A 17,047-nucleotide genomic window follows, 5' to 3' on the forward strand; every position below is an offset into this window, starting at 1 on the left:
GGGGGAATGATGACTCGCGTCCGTCACTTACAACAAGGCAGTGCCATCGTGATTGCGGTATTTATTATTGTGGTGATGTCGCTATTGGCGGCGGCCTTAACCCGTATGCTGCAGGATTCGCAGCAAGGTATAGGCTATGAAGTGTATGGCACGCGCGCGTATTTAGCTGCGAATGCGGGCATTGAACAAGGTTTAATCAAGTTGTTTCCATTGTCTGGAGGCAGCGCAGTTTGCCAATCAAATTCGTTACTGGATTTATCGGCTCAAACAGCTTTTCATGGTTGTAAGGTTGAATACCGCTGTGAGGAAAAAACGCAAGGCGCTAACACCGTCTATCAAATCGATAGTACAGCCACTTGTAATGCCGGCGAATTTATTACCAGACGCAAGATCCAATCGCAAGCGAAGGGGTTGTAGATGAGAGCTTTACTCTGCTTAATGTGCTTGCTACTTGGTCTTGGAGCTAGCTTTTCTAGCTGGGCAGACACGACCTTGTTAGGCAGTGTTCGAGTGGGCGACGATAATAACGCAATTCCCCCCAATGTAGCTGTGTCGCGAGTCAATGCTGGTCGAACCCCAGTTTATCAACCCATTTACCCTATCCATTTTAAAACCACCGAAGCCTCAGTGTTGACGGAGGTTCGCCTTAAAGGGGTTAACACTACAACCGAATCGCCTGTGCTAGTGATTTGGGATAGCAGTGGTAATCAACTTTATTATGGTTTGGCCACGCCGGGCTCGGGTGTGTTTAATTTGGCGAGCTTAAATTTAGCGCCGGGCGATTATCAGTTATTTGCATGGGGGCAATGCTTGCAAGGCTCAACCAAAGAGTATAGACCTAATTGCAACAACTGGGAGCTGTTAACCTTTACCGATATTGAGCTCGTTGGCGCTGTGTCCGACGATGTTGCTTTTATTCAGCGCCAGCATATCGGCCCGACCAATAATAATGATGGTTACACCGGCTCGAGCCTGTTTCCCAATGCAGGCATTGGAAATCCTTTGGATCTTAGCTTTGTGCTGCAAACCCCCAGTAACTTTAATCAGCTTACCCTGTTTAATGTGCGAAACCCTGCTACACAAGCAGAGGTATTGCTAATCGAGCCCGATAACACCATTAATTCGATTGGCTTTATAGGTGGCACAGGAGATCTGGTGCTAGAAAACCCAACCCTAGCGGCGAAAACCCTACAGCCGGGCACCTACACCCTAAGGATCAATGAGCGCTTTGGCCGTGATATCTCTTGGGATGATATCGTACTGGATCTGATCAGCCGGATTTCTACCTTGCCCTTGTGTGAAGATGTGTTTAATGGTCCTGTGAATGCGACCAGCCCGGATTTACTCTATATGCCGCCCAATGATGGCTCCGATGGTCAGTTTCAACGGCTAACAGGCGCAGCGGATGAAACCTTAAGCCCGCGTGACTATTTTTATATCGATGGCTTTGTTCAGTTTGCCAATGATAGTTATCAGCTGAGCAACAATAGCGCCACCACGCGTATGCTGTTTAATAGTAATTTTTCGACCTTTGCCTCCGGCGGCACTATCGTACTCAATGATTCTAACCTAACGGAAAACCTGTTGATTGCGACCAAAGCCAACGTGGAAATTGGCGCCAATACCACGGTCAATGGCTTTATCTTTGCCGAAGGAACCATCAGTATCGCGCCCGGCGCCGTGGTTAATGGCTCCATTACGGCGGCAGGGCAAATTACCAATAACGGCACGGTTAATTATCGCCCCGACGCCATTGCTAAAACGGATTTTAATGGCATGTGTCGCAATGGTACTGCGCCAAGTAAAAATGAGTTTCAGTTTGGTCAGGTGGCACTTGGCTCGGTTACCTTTGATGAGCCCTTCTCTGATGTACCTTTAGTTTTTGTCATGCCCAATATCGATCCAAGCGACCCCGATAATGATGGCCCCGCGACGGTGCGGGTGGTCAATGTGACGACAACGGGCTTTACGGTAGAGCAGATCTCACCGCCGAATAGTTTTGGCGGAGTGGCCAAGGCCATGCCTAATATTGATTTTGTTGCATTATTACCCGGTGTGACCGAGTTGCCCGATGGCAAAAAGCTCCATGCAGGCAGTGTAGAAACATCGGCTTATCAACGTGGACAGCTTGGTGGTACTTGGCAAAGTATTGATTTGAGTAGTGCCGGCTTTAGCCAAGCCCCCGCGGTATTATTACAGCGCGCCAGCTTTAATAATAACTGTTGGCTTACGGCTGCTGGACAAGTCTCACCAAGTAGTCCGTTGACCTCATTTGATATTGCCCTTGAAGCCTCGGAAGTTTATGACACTGCTGGGGGGGCATCGTGTGTTCCCGCTGGAACGCCCTTGGATAATTTGGCAAGCGAAACCATTCATTGGCTGGCTGGGCCCATAGGTTTAGGTAGTTTTATCCAAGGCAGCGATGAAATTCGTTATGAATTTGGCTATGCCAAGAACCATGACTCGGGAGCCAATACCTTGAGTTTGGCGCAGCAATGTCAAACCTTAAATAATTTGCAGCAAGACTATGTTAATCCCCCATTATTGATTGCTAACAAACGTGGCCGCAATGGTGGTGATGGCGGCTGGACGCGGCGCTGTGATATCAGCCAAACTCAATTTGGCGTTGCAGTGGACGAAGATCAATACCGAGATCGTGAACGTCAGCATTTCCAAGAAGACATTAGCTATTTTGCCATTACCAATCAAAGCCAAACCGTGCGTGAAGGCTTAGAGCTAGTGGCTGAGGTGGATGCCCTGACCTGTGAGCCACACACGATTAAATTACGCGCTTTAATTGATGGTCGTTTAAACACCCTGTATAGCGGTTTAGTACAACTGGCTACCAATTCAGGTAAGGGGCGTTGGGGACTCGTTAATGGCAATGGCAGCTTATCACCAAACCCTACGCTCGATAATGGTTTAGCCAGCTATCAGTTTGTGACATCGGATGGCGGTGAAGTGGAGCTTAGCTTGTTCCATGAACAAGCCGGCGTCGTCACTGTTTCGGCGCAAGATAGTATTAATGGTACATCGGCCACCATCGACATTACCTTTCGCCCTTATGGATTTAAAATTGAACCTGTTGATAGCAGCGGCCCCGGCGCGGGGCAATATCATTACAGTAATAAGCCCTTTAACGTGACCTTAACCGCGGTGGGTAAGGATGCGACAACCGGTAATTGTGGCGTGATCACGGCTTATACCGGTGATCAAGAAGTGAAGTTTTGGTCTAGCTATGATGCCCCTGCGGTAGTGGCTGGACGTGATGTGGAAATTAATCAACTGAGTATTGCTAAAAATGCGGTTGATGCCGCGGCGCAGACCATCACATTTAGCGCTGGGGTGAGTGAGTCGATTAATGTGAATTACCCCGATGCGGGACGTATTTTATTATCGGCTCGTGACGATGTGGGTTTAGGTGCGCCCCCCATCGGTGAAGATGATGAAATTGTGCAGGGCAGTCAGCTGTTCACCTTTAGTCCTAAGCAATTAAAGGTGCGCGCGAGCTCGGTGCGTGGTTATTTGCGCGATGGCGCGGGGCAAACGATGATAGCGAATGGGGTTGGCTCCGATGCGGGCTTTATTCGCGCCGCGCTCCCGCCTGTGGGGATTGATTATGACACCCAGCGCGATTTTGATACCTTTGAACTAACGGTAGAAGCCTGGATGGATTGCACCGATGATCCTAATGGCCATTGCTTAAGCAATCCTGTGACCCTTAGTTTTTATCATCCGCTAAATTTAAGCCACAGCGTGACCCTACCCAGTAGCGCCAATCTAGGCGTGGTGACATTAGCGGGGGAAAATATCACCGCGTCACCTTATAACATGCAGTCTAGCGAGCAAGGCGTTGCCACTATTGAGCACCTAGCTTGGAGTGAGGTGGGGCAGCTTGGTCTTGACGTGAGTGCCAATGAGTATTTGAGTGATGCGTTAGCACAAAGTGCCACGGCAATTGCGTCGGCCGAGCAACAAATTGGCCGTTTTTACCCCGCCTATTTACAAGCGCAAAGTGCGCTTACCTTGCCTGCTTGCCAAGCGGGTAGCTTTAGTTATTTAGATCAGCAGGCGGTGTCACTTGATTTAACGCTGGCGGCTTTTCATCAAGGGAATACCCCCGCTAAAGTGACCAACTACGACACCGCCAAAGGCTATCCTACCGCCGATGACACCAATCAGCTATGGCAATGGTCACTAGCCAATAGCGCTGGTGAGCTTATTCAAGGCGATGGCAGCTCTAGGTTGATGATTGAGCCCCATGACTATGATTGGCAGTCAGGCGAGTTTTCCTTATCGGCCTTGCCTATCGGAGCCGCAAAACGTAATCCTCATGCTGTCGATGGCCCTTATGAAAAGAGTGCACCAAGCGAGTTGCTGCTACAGCTGCAGATCACAGGTAAAGACGGTGAAAAGCTGCAACAAGACGCAACCACGGCATGTATTCAAGGCGGCAGTGACGTTTGTTCGCTGGTGGGCTTAGGGGATATTTACTATGGTCGCTTGGTCAGCCAATCGCGCCATGGCAGTGAGCTGGCCTCATTAAGGGTGCCCTTAGTGGTTGAGCGTTATGATGGCACTCAGTTTGTTATCAACGACAAAGATAGCTGCACCAGCGTTAGTTATACTCCGTCAGCGCTTGCTCCCATCGCAGAGTTTAATTGGGCGGTGGACAGTAATAATGATGGTAGTTTGAATTTGGGGGGCAATGAAACCCCGATCCCTGTTGGCTCAGGTAGCAGCGAAATCGATCTGGTGAATGCGCGCGCCGTTGCTGGGGAAATTAACTTATTGTTTGGTGCGCCAAAACAAACCGGACGGTTTAGTTATGCCATGGATCTGAATCCAGCCAGTGGCGCAAACTTATGTTGGCTAAGATTTGACTGGGATAATTCAGGACAAATAGCCAACAGCTGTGCTACTTGGCAGGGCGGCTATAGCAGCTGTTATGAGGAAATGATCGGCGCCGGTTCGGGCGCGACATCGGCACGAGTAGATGATTGCCCCATTGGCGAGGTGGAGTTTGGCCTTTATCGAGGCAACGACCGAATTATCTATCGTTTGGAAGTCAACAACTGAGAAATAGCCACTTGTAACATGCTTGCTGCATGAATAACGCATTTGTTAATGTTTTACTCAATTTAGCCGCATGAATAATAATTAACATAAATAATAGCCAAGGCGCTACAGCGGGTGTTTTCGGCCTAATTTTCGATTAAATGGCCCCATAATGGCAAACTTATGGGTAATTACTCACACTATGGCCCTAGATAGCGAATGCGGCGCTTGCTGAATAATTACTGGGTTGGTAAAGTTAGCGCAATTCCGCCATTTTTTTTTGCAGGATCTCCATGTTTAAGAAGCTTAGAGGCCTTTTCTCCAACGATTTGTCGATCGATTTGGGAACGGCTAATACATTAATTTACGTCAAAGAGCAGGGTATCGTACTTAACGAGCCATCGGTTGTTGCTATTCGTCAAGAAAGAAATGGCAGTGGTCCTAAAAGTGTTGCTGCGGTAGGTAGCGATGCTAAGCAAATGTTAGGTCGTACCCCTGGCAACATTAAAGCAATTCGTCCGATGAAAGACGGCGTTATTGCCGACTTCTACGTGACTGAAAAGATGCTACAGCATTTTATCAAGCAAGTTCACAACAATAACTTTTTACGCCCAAGTCCTCGCGTTTTAGTGTGTGTTCCTTGTGGCTCAACCCAAGTTGAGCGTCGTGCTATTCGTGAATCGGCGCAAGGCGCGGGTGCGCGTGAAGTGTACTTGATTGATGAGCCAATGGCCGCAGCCATCGGTGCGGGATTACCTGTATCAGAAGCAACCGGCTCTATGGTGGTTGATATCGGTGGTGGTACCACAGAAGTCGCCATTATCTCGTTAAATGGTGTGGTTTATTCTTCGTCGGTACGCATCGGCGGTGATAAATTTGACGATGCCATTATCAACTATGTACGTCGTAACTATGGCAGCTTAATCGGTGAAGCGACCGCAGAGCGCATCAAGCACAGCATAGGTAGCGCTTACCCGGGTGATGAAGTTAAAGAAATTGAAGTTCGCGGTCGTAACTTAGCCGAAGGTGTGCCAAGAAGCTTTACCTTGAATAGCAATGAGATCTTAGAAGCCTTGCAAGAGCCATTAACTGGCATCGTCAGTGCGGTTATGGTGGCTCTTGAGCAATCGCCACCTGAATTAGCCTCAGATATTTCTGAGCGCGGCATGGTACTCACCGGTGGTGGTGCTTTACTACAAGATTTAGACCGCCTATTGATGGAAGAAACAGGGATCCCTGTTGTTGTCGCTGACGACCCACTAACTTGTGTGGCACGTGGCGGTGGTAAAGCCTTAGAAATGATTGATATGCACGGCGGTGATTTGTTCAATTACGAATAAATCAGCTAATCAATATTGCACTAATGGAGCACAGGACGTGCTCCAGCCATATTGGTTTTTCAGGTGAATGGAACACCTTGGGTGATATTAAGTCGTTGACAAAAGATCACCTTGCAGTAAAACAAGTAAGATAATAATCGAACTGTGACTTTCTCTTGGCCGCTAAGGCAGCGAGGTTAGCCTGATTTAGCGTTTTTCGGTGTCACGGTTTAGCTTATTTTTCATCATTTATGTGTCGCGATGTATTCGTGTGATTGGAGCGGCCTTGTTTTTTAGCGATAATTCATGAAACCTATGTTTGGCCGAGGGCCATCTCTACAACTCAGGTTGCTACTGGCTGTGGTAGCTTCTGTTTCCTTGATCTTTCTTGACAGCAAATTAGACCTTTTCTCTCCTTACCGTGTGTTTCTTAACTCCTTAGTTAGTCCATTACAATACATGGCTAATGCCCCCAGTCAGCTACTGGATACGGTTGCCGATAAGGTAATTAGCCGGGAGCAACTACAAGCCGAGAATAAAGAGTTAGAGCAACAAGTGTTTTTAGTTCGCAGTGAGCTGCTGCAAATGGAGCACCTGAAAGAAGAAAATAAACGTTTACGCCAGTTGCTTGGCTCACCTGTGCGCCAAGATGCGCGCAAAATGGTGGCTGAGATCATGGAAGTTGACTCGGATCCTTTTACCCATCAGGTGGTAATTGATAAAGGCTCACTTAATGGTGTGTTTGAAGGTCAGCCGGTGGTTAATGACCAAGGCGTGGTTGGTCAAGTATTACGTGTGGGCAGTACCACCAGTCGTGTGTTGTTGATCACGGATAACAGCCATGGTATTCCGGTGCGTTTTCAGCGCAATGATATTCGCGCGCTTGCCAACGGCACCGGTAACCTAGAACGTTTGGATATCCCGTTCGTGCCCCATAGCACAGACATTCGCGAGGGCGATGTTCTGGTGACATCGGGTTTAGGTGGACGTTTTCCTGAAGGTTACCCGATCGCGGTGATCGAGCGTTTTGAATATGATGAGGGGATGCCCTATGCCCGTGTTGATGCCAAACCTGTGGTGTCATTAGATCGTATTCGCTATTTATTATTGCTTTGGCCTGGTGAGTCTGGTGGACCATCTTCGCCTGTCCCTGTCAATCCTGAACTACAACAAGCGCCAGAAACAACGCCAGCGCCAACTCAATCAGAGGAGCCAAACAATGGATAAGGGGAATAGCCGTGGCATGATTTACCTGTCGATTGTGATTGCTTTGATGTTGGCCATTTTACCTTTGCCGGCTCAACTGGATGCTTTTCGACCCGATTGGTTAACTTTAGTGGTGCTTTATTGGGTGCTGGCTTTACCGCATCGAGTGAACGTCGGCACGGCGTGGTGCGCGGGTTTAATATTGGATATTTTACTGGGGTCTACTTTAGGTGTTCGCGCTTTAGGCTTGGCGGTGGTGACTTATGTCGCGGCGATGAATTATCAGTTAATTCGTAACTTCTCTGTTTGGCAGCAAGCCATCGTCATAGGTGTGTTGACATTAAGTTGTAAGTTGTTGATTTTTTGGGCGGAACATCTGGTCTCAGACATCATCTTAATGCCACAGTATTTCTGGTCAATCATTAGCACCATGTTGATTTGGCCATGGGTATTTTTGATTTTAAGGCGAACCCGACGCCACTTTGGCGTACGCTAATACGCTTTTCCCCTAAACGAAGAGAATCTAATGGCACAACTTTACCTCGCTTCTGCTTCACCAAGAAGGGCAGAACTTTTGAACCAACTGGGTATTCAGTTTGAATTGGTACTGCCCAATATAGAAGAGCAACGCCTGGCGAGTGAATCGCCAGCGCAATACGTGACGCGTTTAGCGTTAGAAAAAGCCCGCGCTGGTGAAGCATTAACGCCGAAAGATAAGCCTGTTTTGGGCGCCGATACCATAGTGGTTTGCGCTGATCAGGTACTCGAAAAACCAACAGATTTTAATGATGCATGTCGAATTTGGCGTTTATTATCAGGCTCTAAGCATCAGGTGATGACGGCGGTAGCCTTGGTGAGAGGTGATCTTGAGCAAGTTGTTTGTGTGGTAACTGAGGTAGAATTCGCTTCTTTATCCGATACTGATATGAAAAGTTATTGGGACTCAGGTGAGCCTCAAGACAAGGCCGGAGCCTATGGTATTCAAGGTCTAGGTGGTCAGTATGTGGTCGCCATTAATGGCAGTTATAGCGCTGTTGTTGGCTTGCCTTTGTTTCAAACTAACGCTTTAATTAAGCAATTTATTCAATAGTTTAATCTAAACTATTTTACCGATCGGAACATCGACAGCGATGGTAAAACCATGGAACGTGTTATGAATGTTGAATTACTTGTCAATGTAACTCCGAGCGAAACCCGTGTTGCTATTGTCGAAAGTGGTATCTTGCAAGAGATGCATGTAGAGCGCCAAGCTAAATTAGGCATAGTCGGCAATATTTATAAAGGCAAAGTGAGTCGCGTCTTGCCGGGTATGCAGGCTGCTTTTGTTGATATTGGTTTAGATAAAGCCGCGTTTTTGCATGCTTCCGATATCGTGCCTCATACCGAATGTGTGGCTAAGGTTGAAAAAGAGCATTTCCAAGCGGGCAATATCGCTGAACTAGTGCGCCAAGGCCAAGATATTATGGTGCAGGTGGTTAAAGATCCACTGGGCACTAAAGGTGCTCGCCTTACCACCGACATTACCTTACCTTCACGCTATTTAGTGTTTATGCCCGGCAGTGCTCATGTTGGTGTATCACAGCGGATTGAAAGTGAAGCGGAGCGCGAGCGATTAAAAAACATCACGGCTAATTATGTTGATGAGCTTGGCGGTTTTATTATTCGCACCGCGGCCGAAGGGGCGGGTGAAGAAGAGCTGCGCCAAGATGCGGAATTTTTACAGCGTTTATGGCGTAAAATATTAAGCCGTAAAAGCAGCTATAAAGCATGTCGGATCTTATATGAAGATCTTGGCTTAGCCTTTCGTATTTTGCGTGATTTTGTCGGTACTGCCATTGAGCGGATCCGAGTGGACTCAAAGCAAACCTTTGATGAGCTAACCTTATTTACCCGAGAGTTTGTTCCTGAGTTGACACCAAGGCTAGAGTATTACCCCGGCGACCGCCCGATATTTGATATCTTTGATGTCGAAAATGAAACTCAACGCGCTCTTGAGCGTAAAGTTGAATTAAAGTCAGGTGGTTATTTGATCATAGATCAAACCGAAGCCATGACCACAATTGATATCAATACCGGTGCCTTTGTCGGCCATCGTAATCTAGAAGAAACCATTTTTAATACCAATACCGAGGCAACGCAAGCCATTGCGAGACAGCTAAGGTTACGTAACTTAGGCGGCATTATCATTATCGACTTTATTGATATGCAGTCCGAAGAACATCAGCGCCGAGTGTTGCACAGTCTAGAGCAAGCGTTGGCTAAAGACCGAGCTAAAACCAATATTAGTGGCTTTTCCCAGTTGGGTTTAGTGGAAATGACACGTAAACGGACTCGTGAAAGCCTTGAGCATATTCTGTGTTCTGAGTGTCCCGAATGTAATGGCCGTGGCAGAGTTAAAACGGTCGAAACGGTGAGTTATGAGATTTTACGTGAGATCATGCGGGTTAATCGTGCCTATGATGCTGACCGGTTTTTGGTTTATGCCTCAAGTGCGGTCGCTGAAAGTTTATTGGGTGATGAATCTCATAGCCTTGCAGAATTAGAAGTCTTTATTGGTAAGCAAGTTAAGGTACGCGCTGAGCCACTTTATGCTCAAGAGCAGTTTGACGTAGTGATGATGTAGGCATAGAGGTGAAGCAGTTTAGTTTACGCTGGTTACGTCGTTTATGGTTACTTAGCGCCATTGCTTTGGTGCTAGTGACTGTGTTGATCAGCTTGATCCGCGCTACCTTCCCCCTACTAAACAGCTACAAAGGCGATTTAAGCGCTTGGCTACTGGCTGAATATCAACTTGATGTTCAGTTAGAGAGTCTAGACGCTTCTTGGGATAAATATGGCCCGGCTCTCGTGGTCACCGATGCGCGTTGGCTGTCAGCGCCAGAGCAAGGGGTGGACTTGACGATAGCCCAAACCCGAGTGCGCCTAGATGTTATTAAGAGCCTTAAAACTAAGCAATGGGTCTTCAGCCGTATTGTTTTAACGGGTGTCGAGCTTAGCTTGGACATAGATAAGCTACAGCAAGATCCCCACTCCAGCCAAGATTATAATCTGTTGATGGCGCAATCCATTTTACTGGAAAAAATCGACGACTTTGCTATTCAACAGGGCCGTATTTCTCTCCACCAAAACAATCTGTTGTGGAAACAAATAGACATAGAGCAATTGAGCTGGCTGAACCAAGGGCGACGCCATCAAGGAGTGGGTCAAGCGCAAATGCTCGGCTCAGATACCAGCCGGGTTAAATTTGTACTTAATATTGATGAAACAGATACTGATGAAGCCGAATCCAACTTAGGAACCGATTGGTTAGGTCAACTTTATATTCAAGGTGAGGAGCTCAATTTGGCTCCTTATTTGGCACCTTGGGTAGCACAGCAAAATCAGCTGCAGCAAGCACAAGGTAACTTTGAAGCTTGGCTCAATTTTTCTTTACAGGGTATAGAGCAGGCACAGTTGCTGATAGGCCCATCGCAATTGCGTTGGCAATCTTTGCAAGGGGATAAACAATTGTCTTTAAAGCAAGGACAATTGAGTTTTCGGCCAAGCACTCAAGGTTGGCAAGTGGATGCGAAAGATTGGCTATTGGCTTCTACTGCGTTTGCGCCAGAGCCCAAATCAGCCAAGTCTGCTAAAGCACAAGCGGTGGATCAGGAGTCAAGCAGTCTACTTAGCTTTCAGGCTTATCAGCGTGATGGTTATCTGATCGCTTCGGCAAATGAGTTGGATTTACTGCCCTTAGTTTCTCTGTTCGGTTTATTTACTGGCCAGTCATTAGATACTAACGGATCAAGGGATTTGGATTCTGAGCTGACGACTGGGCTGGTGCAGCTCTTGTATCATCTGGATAGTGAAAGTTACTTAGCCCATGGTAGCCTAGGTTTTAAGCAATTAAGCGATACCGACAAAGGCGAAGAGATCAATGTGCAAGGACGATTTCTTGCCTCTAACCAAGGCGGCCGGGTTGCCTTAGATGTGAAAGATAGTCGGTTTGATTTGGACGGGCATTTTCAAGCGCCGTTGGTTATTTCTAGCTTAAACATTCCTCTTACTTGGCACTATGGCAGCCAAGGCACGGTTATTAGAAGTGATGGCTTTATTCTCAATAACCCCGACTTAATCTGGCGAGGTCAGTTTAAGTTAGATTGGCCAACGTCGGCATCTCCGTATTTAAGTTGGTACAGTGAAGCAAGTGTTAAGCAAGCTGAACACGCCGAGCGTTATTTTCCTATTCAGGCCATGGGGCAAAATGTCTATGACTATCTCCAACCTACCATTGCTGCTGGAGAAGTGGATACGGCAAAGATCCTTTGGCATGGGCAACTAGATCAATTTCCATATCACCAAGGTGAAGGGATTTTTCAGGCTTGGGTGCCGCTGACCAACACCGAATTTCACTTTTATCCGGGCTGGCCACCTTTGAGTAAAATGGATATCAATCTGCTGTTTCAAAATGATGGTTTGCTCATCGCAAGTGAAAAAGCCAGCTTGATGAAGGCTTATTCAAATCAGCTGTCTGGATCGATTGCACATTTTTCTCCCGATGCGCAATTGTTAATTGACGCTGAGGTACAGGGAGTGAGTGAAGATGTAAGTGACTACTTGCTTGCATCTCCTTTGGCTAGCTCAGTAGGAAGCGCTTTACAGTCTCTTAATATAGAAGGGCCTTTATCGGGAAGTCTGGCATTAACTATTCCACTCAATGGCGGCGATACGCAAGTCAGCGGCTCGGTGACCTTAGATAATAACACCATGATGTTGCCTCTAAGTTCCGATGGCTCAAAGTCTCTTCTAAGGCAGGTTAAGGGCAGCTTTGATTTTAACCAAGGTAACCTAAGTAATGGCCTATTTGAAGCTAGGTGGAACGGATTGCCGCTTACGGTGAGGTTTAATGGGGTTGAACAAGAGCAGGACTACCAAGTCAATTTAAATGCCTCAGCGGAGTGGCCCATGGCTACACTTGAACGGCAATGGCCTTGGTTGCAGGGACTTAACTCGACGGGGCACTTTGGCTGGCGAATGCAGCTTGATTATCTGCAGCATGAGCAGGGAAATTATAGCTTTAGCGCTAAATTACATTCGGATTTAACTGGACTGGCGCTCGATTTGCCTGAGCCTTTTCACAAAAATAGCCTGCGTGAGTGGCCGTTAGCCGTCTCTTTGTCGGGGGATCAAAGCCGATATCAATTAAGCGCCAATATAGATCAGAAACTCTTTTTTAGCTTAAAACCCGATGATACTCATGCCAATCAGCCAAGCTGGTGGCTGCATTTTGGCAACCGTTTACCGGCCAAGGCTCCTGCTGAAGCAAGGGCTGTTACCTTAGCTTATCGTCAGCTCGATATGGGGAGCTGGATTAATTGGTGGCAACAACAACAAACTCGATTATCAAGTCAACCGGCCGCTAACGCCTCCTCCGAGTCATTATCGCCAAGCTTAATTAAGCTCAATATCAATCAAGGTGTCTTGTGGGGGGAGCAACTTCATGGCATCTCCTTTTCCGCCAGTCGCAAGCCGCAAGGTTGGCAGTTGCAAATGACATCCGACAAGGTAAAAGGCACTGTGATTGATAGCGCTGAACGTCTTGATATTAATCTGCAGCGAGTCAGTTTGCCGGAATTAATTTGGCCAAGTGGCAGCGCAGATGAGTTAAGCAAACCTTGGTCATCAGCTAAGGTAAAAAACACGAATTTTAATTGCGATGCTTGTCAATTTGGCCAATTCAACTTAGGTAAAGCCAATGGCCGCCTTATCAAATACAAAGATCGGATAGAGCTAGAACAACTTAGTTTCTTGTATGGGCATTCGGATATTCATCTGCGTGGTCGTTGGCAAGATCAGCCTTTACAAACCCAGCTTAAAGCCAAAATTCAAACTCACGATGTGGCTAAATTAGCACAAACCCAAGGCCAAGAAAGCCCGATGAAAGAAACGCCAGGGGTGTTTGAGCTTGATTTAAACTGGCCCGATACTCCTAATCGATTTACAACCGACAAGCTCAATGGTCAAGCTTCTATCAAAACCAACGCTGGCTATATTGCTGATATTAGCGACAAAGGCGCTCGGCTTTTCAGCTTGCTTAGTTTGGACTCAATTAGGCGTAAGCTGAACCTAGACTTTCGTGATGTGTTTGCTGATGGCTTGTATTTTGATTCCATTAAAGCCACAGCCAAGATCAATCATGGCATCGTCAGCAACCAAGACTTTGAGCTAGATGCGGCTGCGGGGCGTTTGACTGGGCAGGGTGAGCTGGATTTAAATCAATGGCAAATGAACTATGGTATGTCTTTTTACCCCAATGTTACCTCGAGTTTACCTGTATTAGCGGCCTTTACTATTACCCCAGTAACGGGGTTATATGTGCTACTGTTGTCGAAAATTTTTGAGCCCGTGGTCGACATTATTACCCAAGTTAACTTTAGTCTGACAGGTGATATTTCTAATCCTACCATTGAAGAGGTGGGGCGTGAGCAAGGTGCTGTCGAGTTACCCCAAGAGATCAAGGAGTCATATGAGCAACGTATCTCTGATTCAATTAATAAGCTGCAACCGCGTCGATGAAAACTTTGCCCGTATTGAAGACTTGTTAACCCAACTTCAGCCAAAGTCAAAACAGTGGGTATTATTACCTGAAAATGCGATTGTTTTTGGAGATAAACAAGATTATCTCAACCACAGTGAAGCCCTAGGTAATGGCCCCATTCAAGCGCGCCTTAGTAAGCTAGCGCAAGCATATGATATTTATCTTGTCTGTGGCAGCTTGCCGATTAAAAGCCCAGAATCTTCAAGGGTGTACACTAGCTCGTTAGTTTTTTCCCCCCAAGGTGAATTAGTTCAGCATTATCATAAGTTGCATTTATTCGATGCGTTAGTCGCTGATGGCAAGGGGGCTTATAAAGAGTCGGCCACCTTTAAACCCGGAAACGACATTGCTTGTGTCTCAACAGCGGATTTTAATGTGGGCTTAACGATTTGTTATGACTTACGTTTTCCTGCCCTGTTTCAGCAGCTGCGGATGGCTGGAGCGCAGGTTATCATGGTGCCAGCTGCATTTACTTATGTGACGGGGAAGGCCCATTGGCTGCCTTTATTACAAGCCCGGGCAATCGAAACTCAGTGCTATATTGTGGCGGCTAATCAGGGCGGGCAACATAGTTTTGAGCGACAAACTTGGGGTCATTCCTGTATTATCGACCCTTGGGGTGAAGTGCTCGGACAATTAACAACGGGTGAAGGTGTGTTAAGCGCCCCAATAGATTTAGCTAAACTAGCGCAAGTCCGTCACCGTATGCCTATATTGGAACATCAACGTATAGTTGGGCAAAGACTCAACGAAAAGGAATAACAATGAGTTTTGAAACCGTTTGTCAGCATATATTAGCGCCAACTGAGCTAGACAGTGACAAGCTAGAATCCGTGCTGGCGAGTATGTACCAGCACGATCTGGACTATGCCGATTTGTTTTTTCAATCAAGTCGTCATGAAAGCTGGGTGTTGGAAGACGGCATCGTTAAAGAAGGCAGCTTTAACATCGAGAAAGGTGTTGGGGTGCGGGCCATTAGCGGTGAGAAAACCGGCTTTGCTTATTCCGATCAATTGAGCTTTTCAGCACTACAACAAGCCGCCAATGCCGCGCGAGGCATCGCGGGTGCGGGGCAGTCAGGCAAGGTTAAAATTCTAACGCCTAAACCTGCTAAGTTAATTTACCCTGAGCTAGATCCCTTGGCCTGTTTAGCCAAAGAAGCCAAGATTGATTTATTAAAACAAGTGGATGCTTACGCACGCAGTTTAGATCCTGCGGTCACGCAAGTGATCGTGAGCATAGCGGCGGTCTATGAAGAAATGCTTGTGGCTGCCAGTGATGGTACCTTTGCCTCAGATATTCGCCCGCTGATTCGGTTTAATTGTTCGGTCTTAGCCGAGAAAAATGGTCGCCGTGAACGCGGCAGTGCCGGCGGCGGCGGTCGTCATAGCATGGCCTATTTTACCGAGCAAGTTGAAGGTCAGCAGCGCGCATTTGGTTACGCCAAAGAAGCGGTTAGGCAGGCCATGGTAAATCTTGAAGCCATCGACGCTCCCGCTGGGGCGATGCCTGTGGTATTAGGTCCAGGTTGGCCAGGGGTGTTATTGCATGAAGCCGTTGGCCATGGTTTGGAAGGCGACTTTAACCGTAAAGGGGCGTCTGCATTTTCTGGTCGTGTGGGTGAGAAAGTGGCGTCTGAGCACTGTACCATTGTTGATGATGGTACCTTAGCTAATCGCCGTGGCTCTTTAACCGTCGATGATGAAGGCACCGAAGGCCAATACACTGTGTTGATCGAAAATGGCATCTTAAAAGGCTACATGCAAGATAAGCTGAATGCGCGTTTGATGGGCGTTGCGCCAACCGGTAATGGTCGCCGTGAATCTTATGCACACTTGCCAATGCCGCGCATGACCAACACCTATATGCTAGCTGGCAAATATGAGCATGACGAATTGATTGCCAGTGTTAAAAAAGGCATTTATGCACCTAATTTTGGTGGCGGGCAGGTGGATATTACCTCTGGGAAATTCGTCTTTTCTGCGTCAGAGGCTTACCTCATTGAAGACGGTAAGGTGACCGCGCCAATTAAAGGAGCAACCTTGATTGGTAATGGTCCTGAAGCCATGTCCAAGGTGTCTATGGTGGCGAATAATTTACAGCTCGACCCAGGTGTAGGGGTATGTGGTAAAGACGGCCAAAGCGTACCAGTTGGGGTGGGGCAGCCTTCACTCAAGCTAGATGAATTGACCATAGGTGGCACCAACTAAATCAATTTTTAGGCTTGCCTGTCTAAATCTAGGGCCTCGTTGAGTTGGAGGCCCTAAATCTGCGTTACTTCTCGATTGTCATTTCACGCAAATATTTAAATAGCTCACGGGCTGCTTTGGGTGGTTTGTTGCCTGCTGCTTCCTTGGCTGCTTGGCGTACCAACTGTCGCAGTTTCTGACGTTCAAGTTGCGGCTGAGTTTCAATGAGCTGTGAAATCGCACTATCGCCCTCGCTAATTAACTTGTCGCGCAGCAATTCAAGTTGATGAAAAGCATGAGTGGCAGCTTGGTGCTTGTTGGCAAGCACATCTAAGGCCGCTTCAATTGGCTCGGCATCTTCAAAGCGCATTAATTTGCCTATGTACTGCATTTGGCGGCGCAAGGCTTCATGTTTATTGCTGATTTTATGAGCCAGTTTTATCGCCTCGGCTAAGCTCTCCGACAGCGGAACTTGTTTTAATTCACTTGGGCTAAGGTTAACCAAACGTTGGCCTAGTTTTTGTAGCGCCTCGCTTTCACGTTTTAGTTCGCTTTTACTGATGTAGTCGTTTTCGTCTTCGTTATGCATATTGGTTCTTTGTTTTCGTTTTGATACCTCTATCTTACCAGCAAATTGCGTTAAGCTCCTCATGTCGTGGTATGCTTGGCAAAAATGTAGCTAAAGTAGAGCAAGG

The 17,047-nt window shown here is 47.2% G+C and carries 11 protein-coding genes; 10 read left to right on the forward strand and 1 reads right to left on the reverse strand.

Annotation, left to right across the window (positions count from 1 at the left end):
* The first annotated feature begins 6 nt into the window (after positions 1-6).
* The 10 genes from ACK8OT_RS07565 to tldD all read left to right on the forward strand — a co-directional run bounded on the left by ACK8OT_RS07565 (position 7) and on the right by tldD (position 16,373).
* The gene (locus ACK8OT_RS07565) at positions 7-417 is read left to right on the forward strand and encodes an MSHA biogenesis protein MshP (protein ID WP_410195892.1); all 411 of its coding nucleotides are present in this window, start codon (positions 7-9) and stop codon (positions 415-417) included.
* Positions 418-5,079 (forward strand): DUF6701 domain-containing protein, encoded by a 4,662-nt coding sequence (locus ACK8OT_RS07570; protein WP_410195893.1) that lies wholly within the window; start codon positions 418-420, stop codon positions 5,077-5,079.
* A 272-nt stretch (positions 5,080-5,351) separates the two neighbouring features.
* Positions 5,352-6,398 carry a rod shape-determining protein gene (locus tag ACK8OT_RS07575; protein ID WP_410195894.1) on the forward strand — a complete coding sequence of 349 codons (1,047 nt, stop codon included), beginning with the start codon at positions 5,352-5,354 and terminating at the stop codon, positions 6,396-6,398.
* A 285-nt stretch (positions 6,399-6,683) separates the two neighbouring features.
* Positions 6,684-7,604, forward strand: a complete 921-nt coding sequence (mreC, locus tag ACK8OT_RS07580; RefSeq protein WP_410195895.1) for a rod shape-determining protein MreC — start codon at positions 6,684-6,686, stop codon at positions 7,602-7,604.
* Positions 7,597-8,079, forward strand: coding sequence for a rod shape-determining protein MreD (mreD, locus tag ACK8OT_RS07585; protein WP_410195896.1), 483 nt, complete (start codon positions 7,597-7,599; stop codon positions 8,077-8,079). Before mreC ends, mreD begins: the two co-directional genes overlap by 8 nt.
* 30 nt (positions 8,080-8,109) lie before the next feature.
* Positions 8,110-8,673 carry a Maf family protein gene (locus ACK8OT_RS07590; protein WP_410195897.1) on the forward strand — a complete coding sequence of 188 codons (564 nt, stop codon included), beginning with the start codon at positions 8,110-8,112 and terminating at the stop codon, positions 8,671-8,673.
* Positions 8,674-8,736: 63 nt separating this feature from the next.
* Positions 8,737-10,206 (forward strand): ribonuclease G, encoded by a 1,470-nt coding sequence (gene rng / locus ACK8OT_RS07595; RefSeq protein ID WP_410195898.1) that lies wholly within the window; start codon positions 8,737-8,739, stop codon positions 10,204-10,206.
* Positions 10,207-10,214: 8 nt separating this feature from the next.
* On the forward strand, positions 10,215-14,141 hold the full coding sequence (locus ACK8OT_RS07600; protein WP_410195899.1) for a YhdP family protein: 3,927 nt from the start codon (positions 10,215-10,217) through the stop codon (positions 14,139-14,141).
* Positions 14,092-14,925, forward strand: a complete 834-nt coding sequence (locus tag ACK8OT_RS07605; protein WP_410195900.1) for a carbon-nitrogen hydrolase family protein — start codon at positions 14,092-14,094, stop codon at positions 14,923-14,925. The genes ACK8OT_RS07600 and ACK8OT_RS07605 overlap by 50 nt, the downstream gene beginning before the upstream one ends.
* A gap of 2 nt (positions 14,926-14,927) precedes the next feature.
* Entirely contained in the window at positions 14,928-16,373 is a 1,446-nt protein-coding gene (tldD, locus tag ACK8OT_RS07610; RefSeq protein ID WP_410195901.1) for a metalloprotease TldD, read from the forward strand.
* A gap of 64 nt (positions 16,374-16,437) precedes the next feature.
* On the opposite strand, the gene yjgA is transcribed toward tldD, so the two are convergent.
* Complete coding sequence (gene yjgA / locus ACK8OT_RS07615; protein ID WP_410195902.1) at positions 16,438-16,941, reverse strand: ribosome biogenesis factor YjgA; 504 nt, start codon at positions 16,939-16,941, stop codon at positions 16,438-16,440.
* Positions 16,942-17,047: the final 106 nt, after the last annotated feature.

The organism is Motilimonas thetidivivens, from assembly GCF_046452435.1.
Taxonomy (GTDB): Bacteria; Pseudomonadota; Gammaproteobacteria; order Enterobacterales; family CBDFNC01; genus Motilimonas.

Excerpts from the sequence above, each read along its gene's own strand:
- mreC (WP_410195895.1), top strand. The coding sequence starts at position 6,684 with ATGAAACCTATGTTTGGCCGAGGGCCATCTCTACAACTCAGGTTGCTA.
- ACK8OT_RS07565 (WP_410195892.1), top strand. The coding sequence starts at position 7 with ATGATGACTCGCGTCCGTCACTTACAACAAGGCAGTGCCATCGTGATT.
- ACK8OT_RS07570 (WP_410195893.1), top strand. The coding sequence starts at position 418 with ATGAGAGCTTTACTCTGCTTAATGTGCTTGCTACTTGGTCTTGGAGCT.
- ACK8OT_RS07605 (WP_410195900.1), top strand. The coding sequence starts at position 14,092 with ATGAGCAACGTATCTCTGATTCAATTAATAAGCTGCAACCGCGTCGAT.
- tldD (WP_410195901.1), top strand. The coding sequence starts at position 14,928 with ATGAGTTTTGAAACCGTTTGTCAGCATATATTAGCGCCAACTGAGCTA.
- yjgA (WP_410195902.1), bottom strand. The coding sequence starts at position 16,941 with ATGCATAACGAAGACGAAAACGACTACATCAGTAAAAGCGAACTAAAA.
- ACK8OT_RS07575 (WP_410195894.1), top strand. The coding sequence starts at position 5,352 with ATGTTTAAGAAGCTTAGAGGCCTTTTCTCCAACGATTTGTCGATCGAT.
- rng (WP_410195898.1), top strand. The coding sequence starts at position 8,737 with ATGAATGTTGAATTACTTGTCAATGTAACTCCGAGCGAAACCCGTGTT.
- ACK8OT_RS07590 (WP_410195897.1), top strand. The coding sequence starts at position 8,110 with ATGGCACAACTTTACCTCGCTTCTGCTTCACCAAGAAGGGCAGAACTT.
- mreD (WP_410195896.1), top strand. The coding sequence starts at position 7,597 with ATGGATAAGGGGAATAGCCGTGGCATGATTTACCTGTCGATTGTGATT.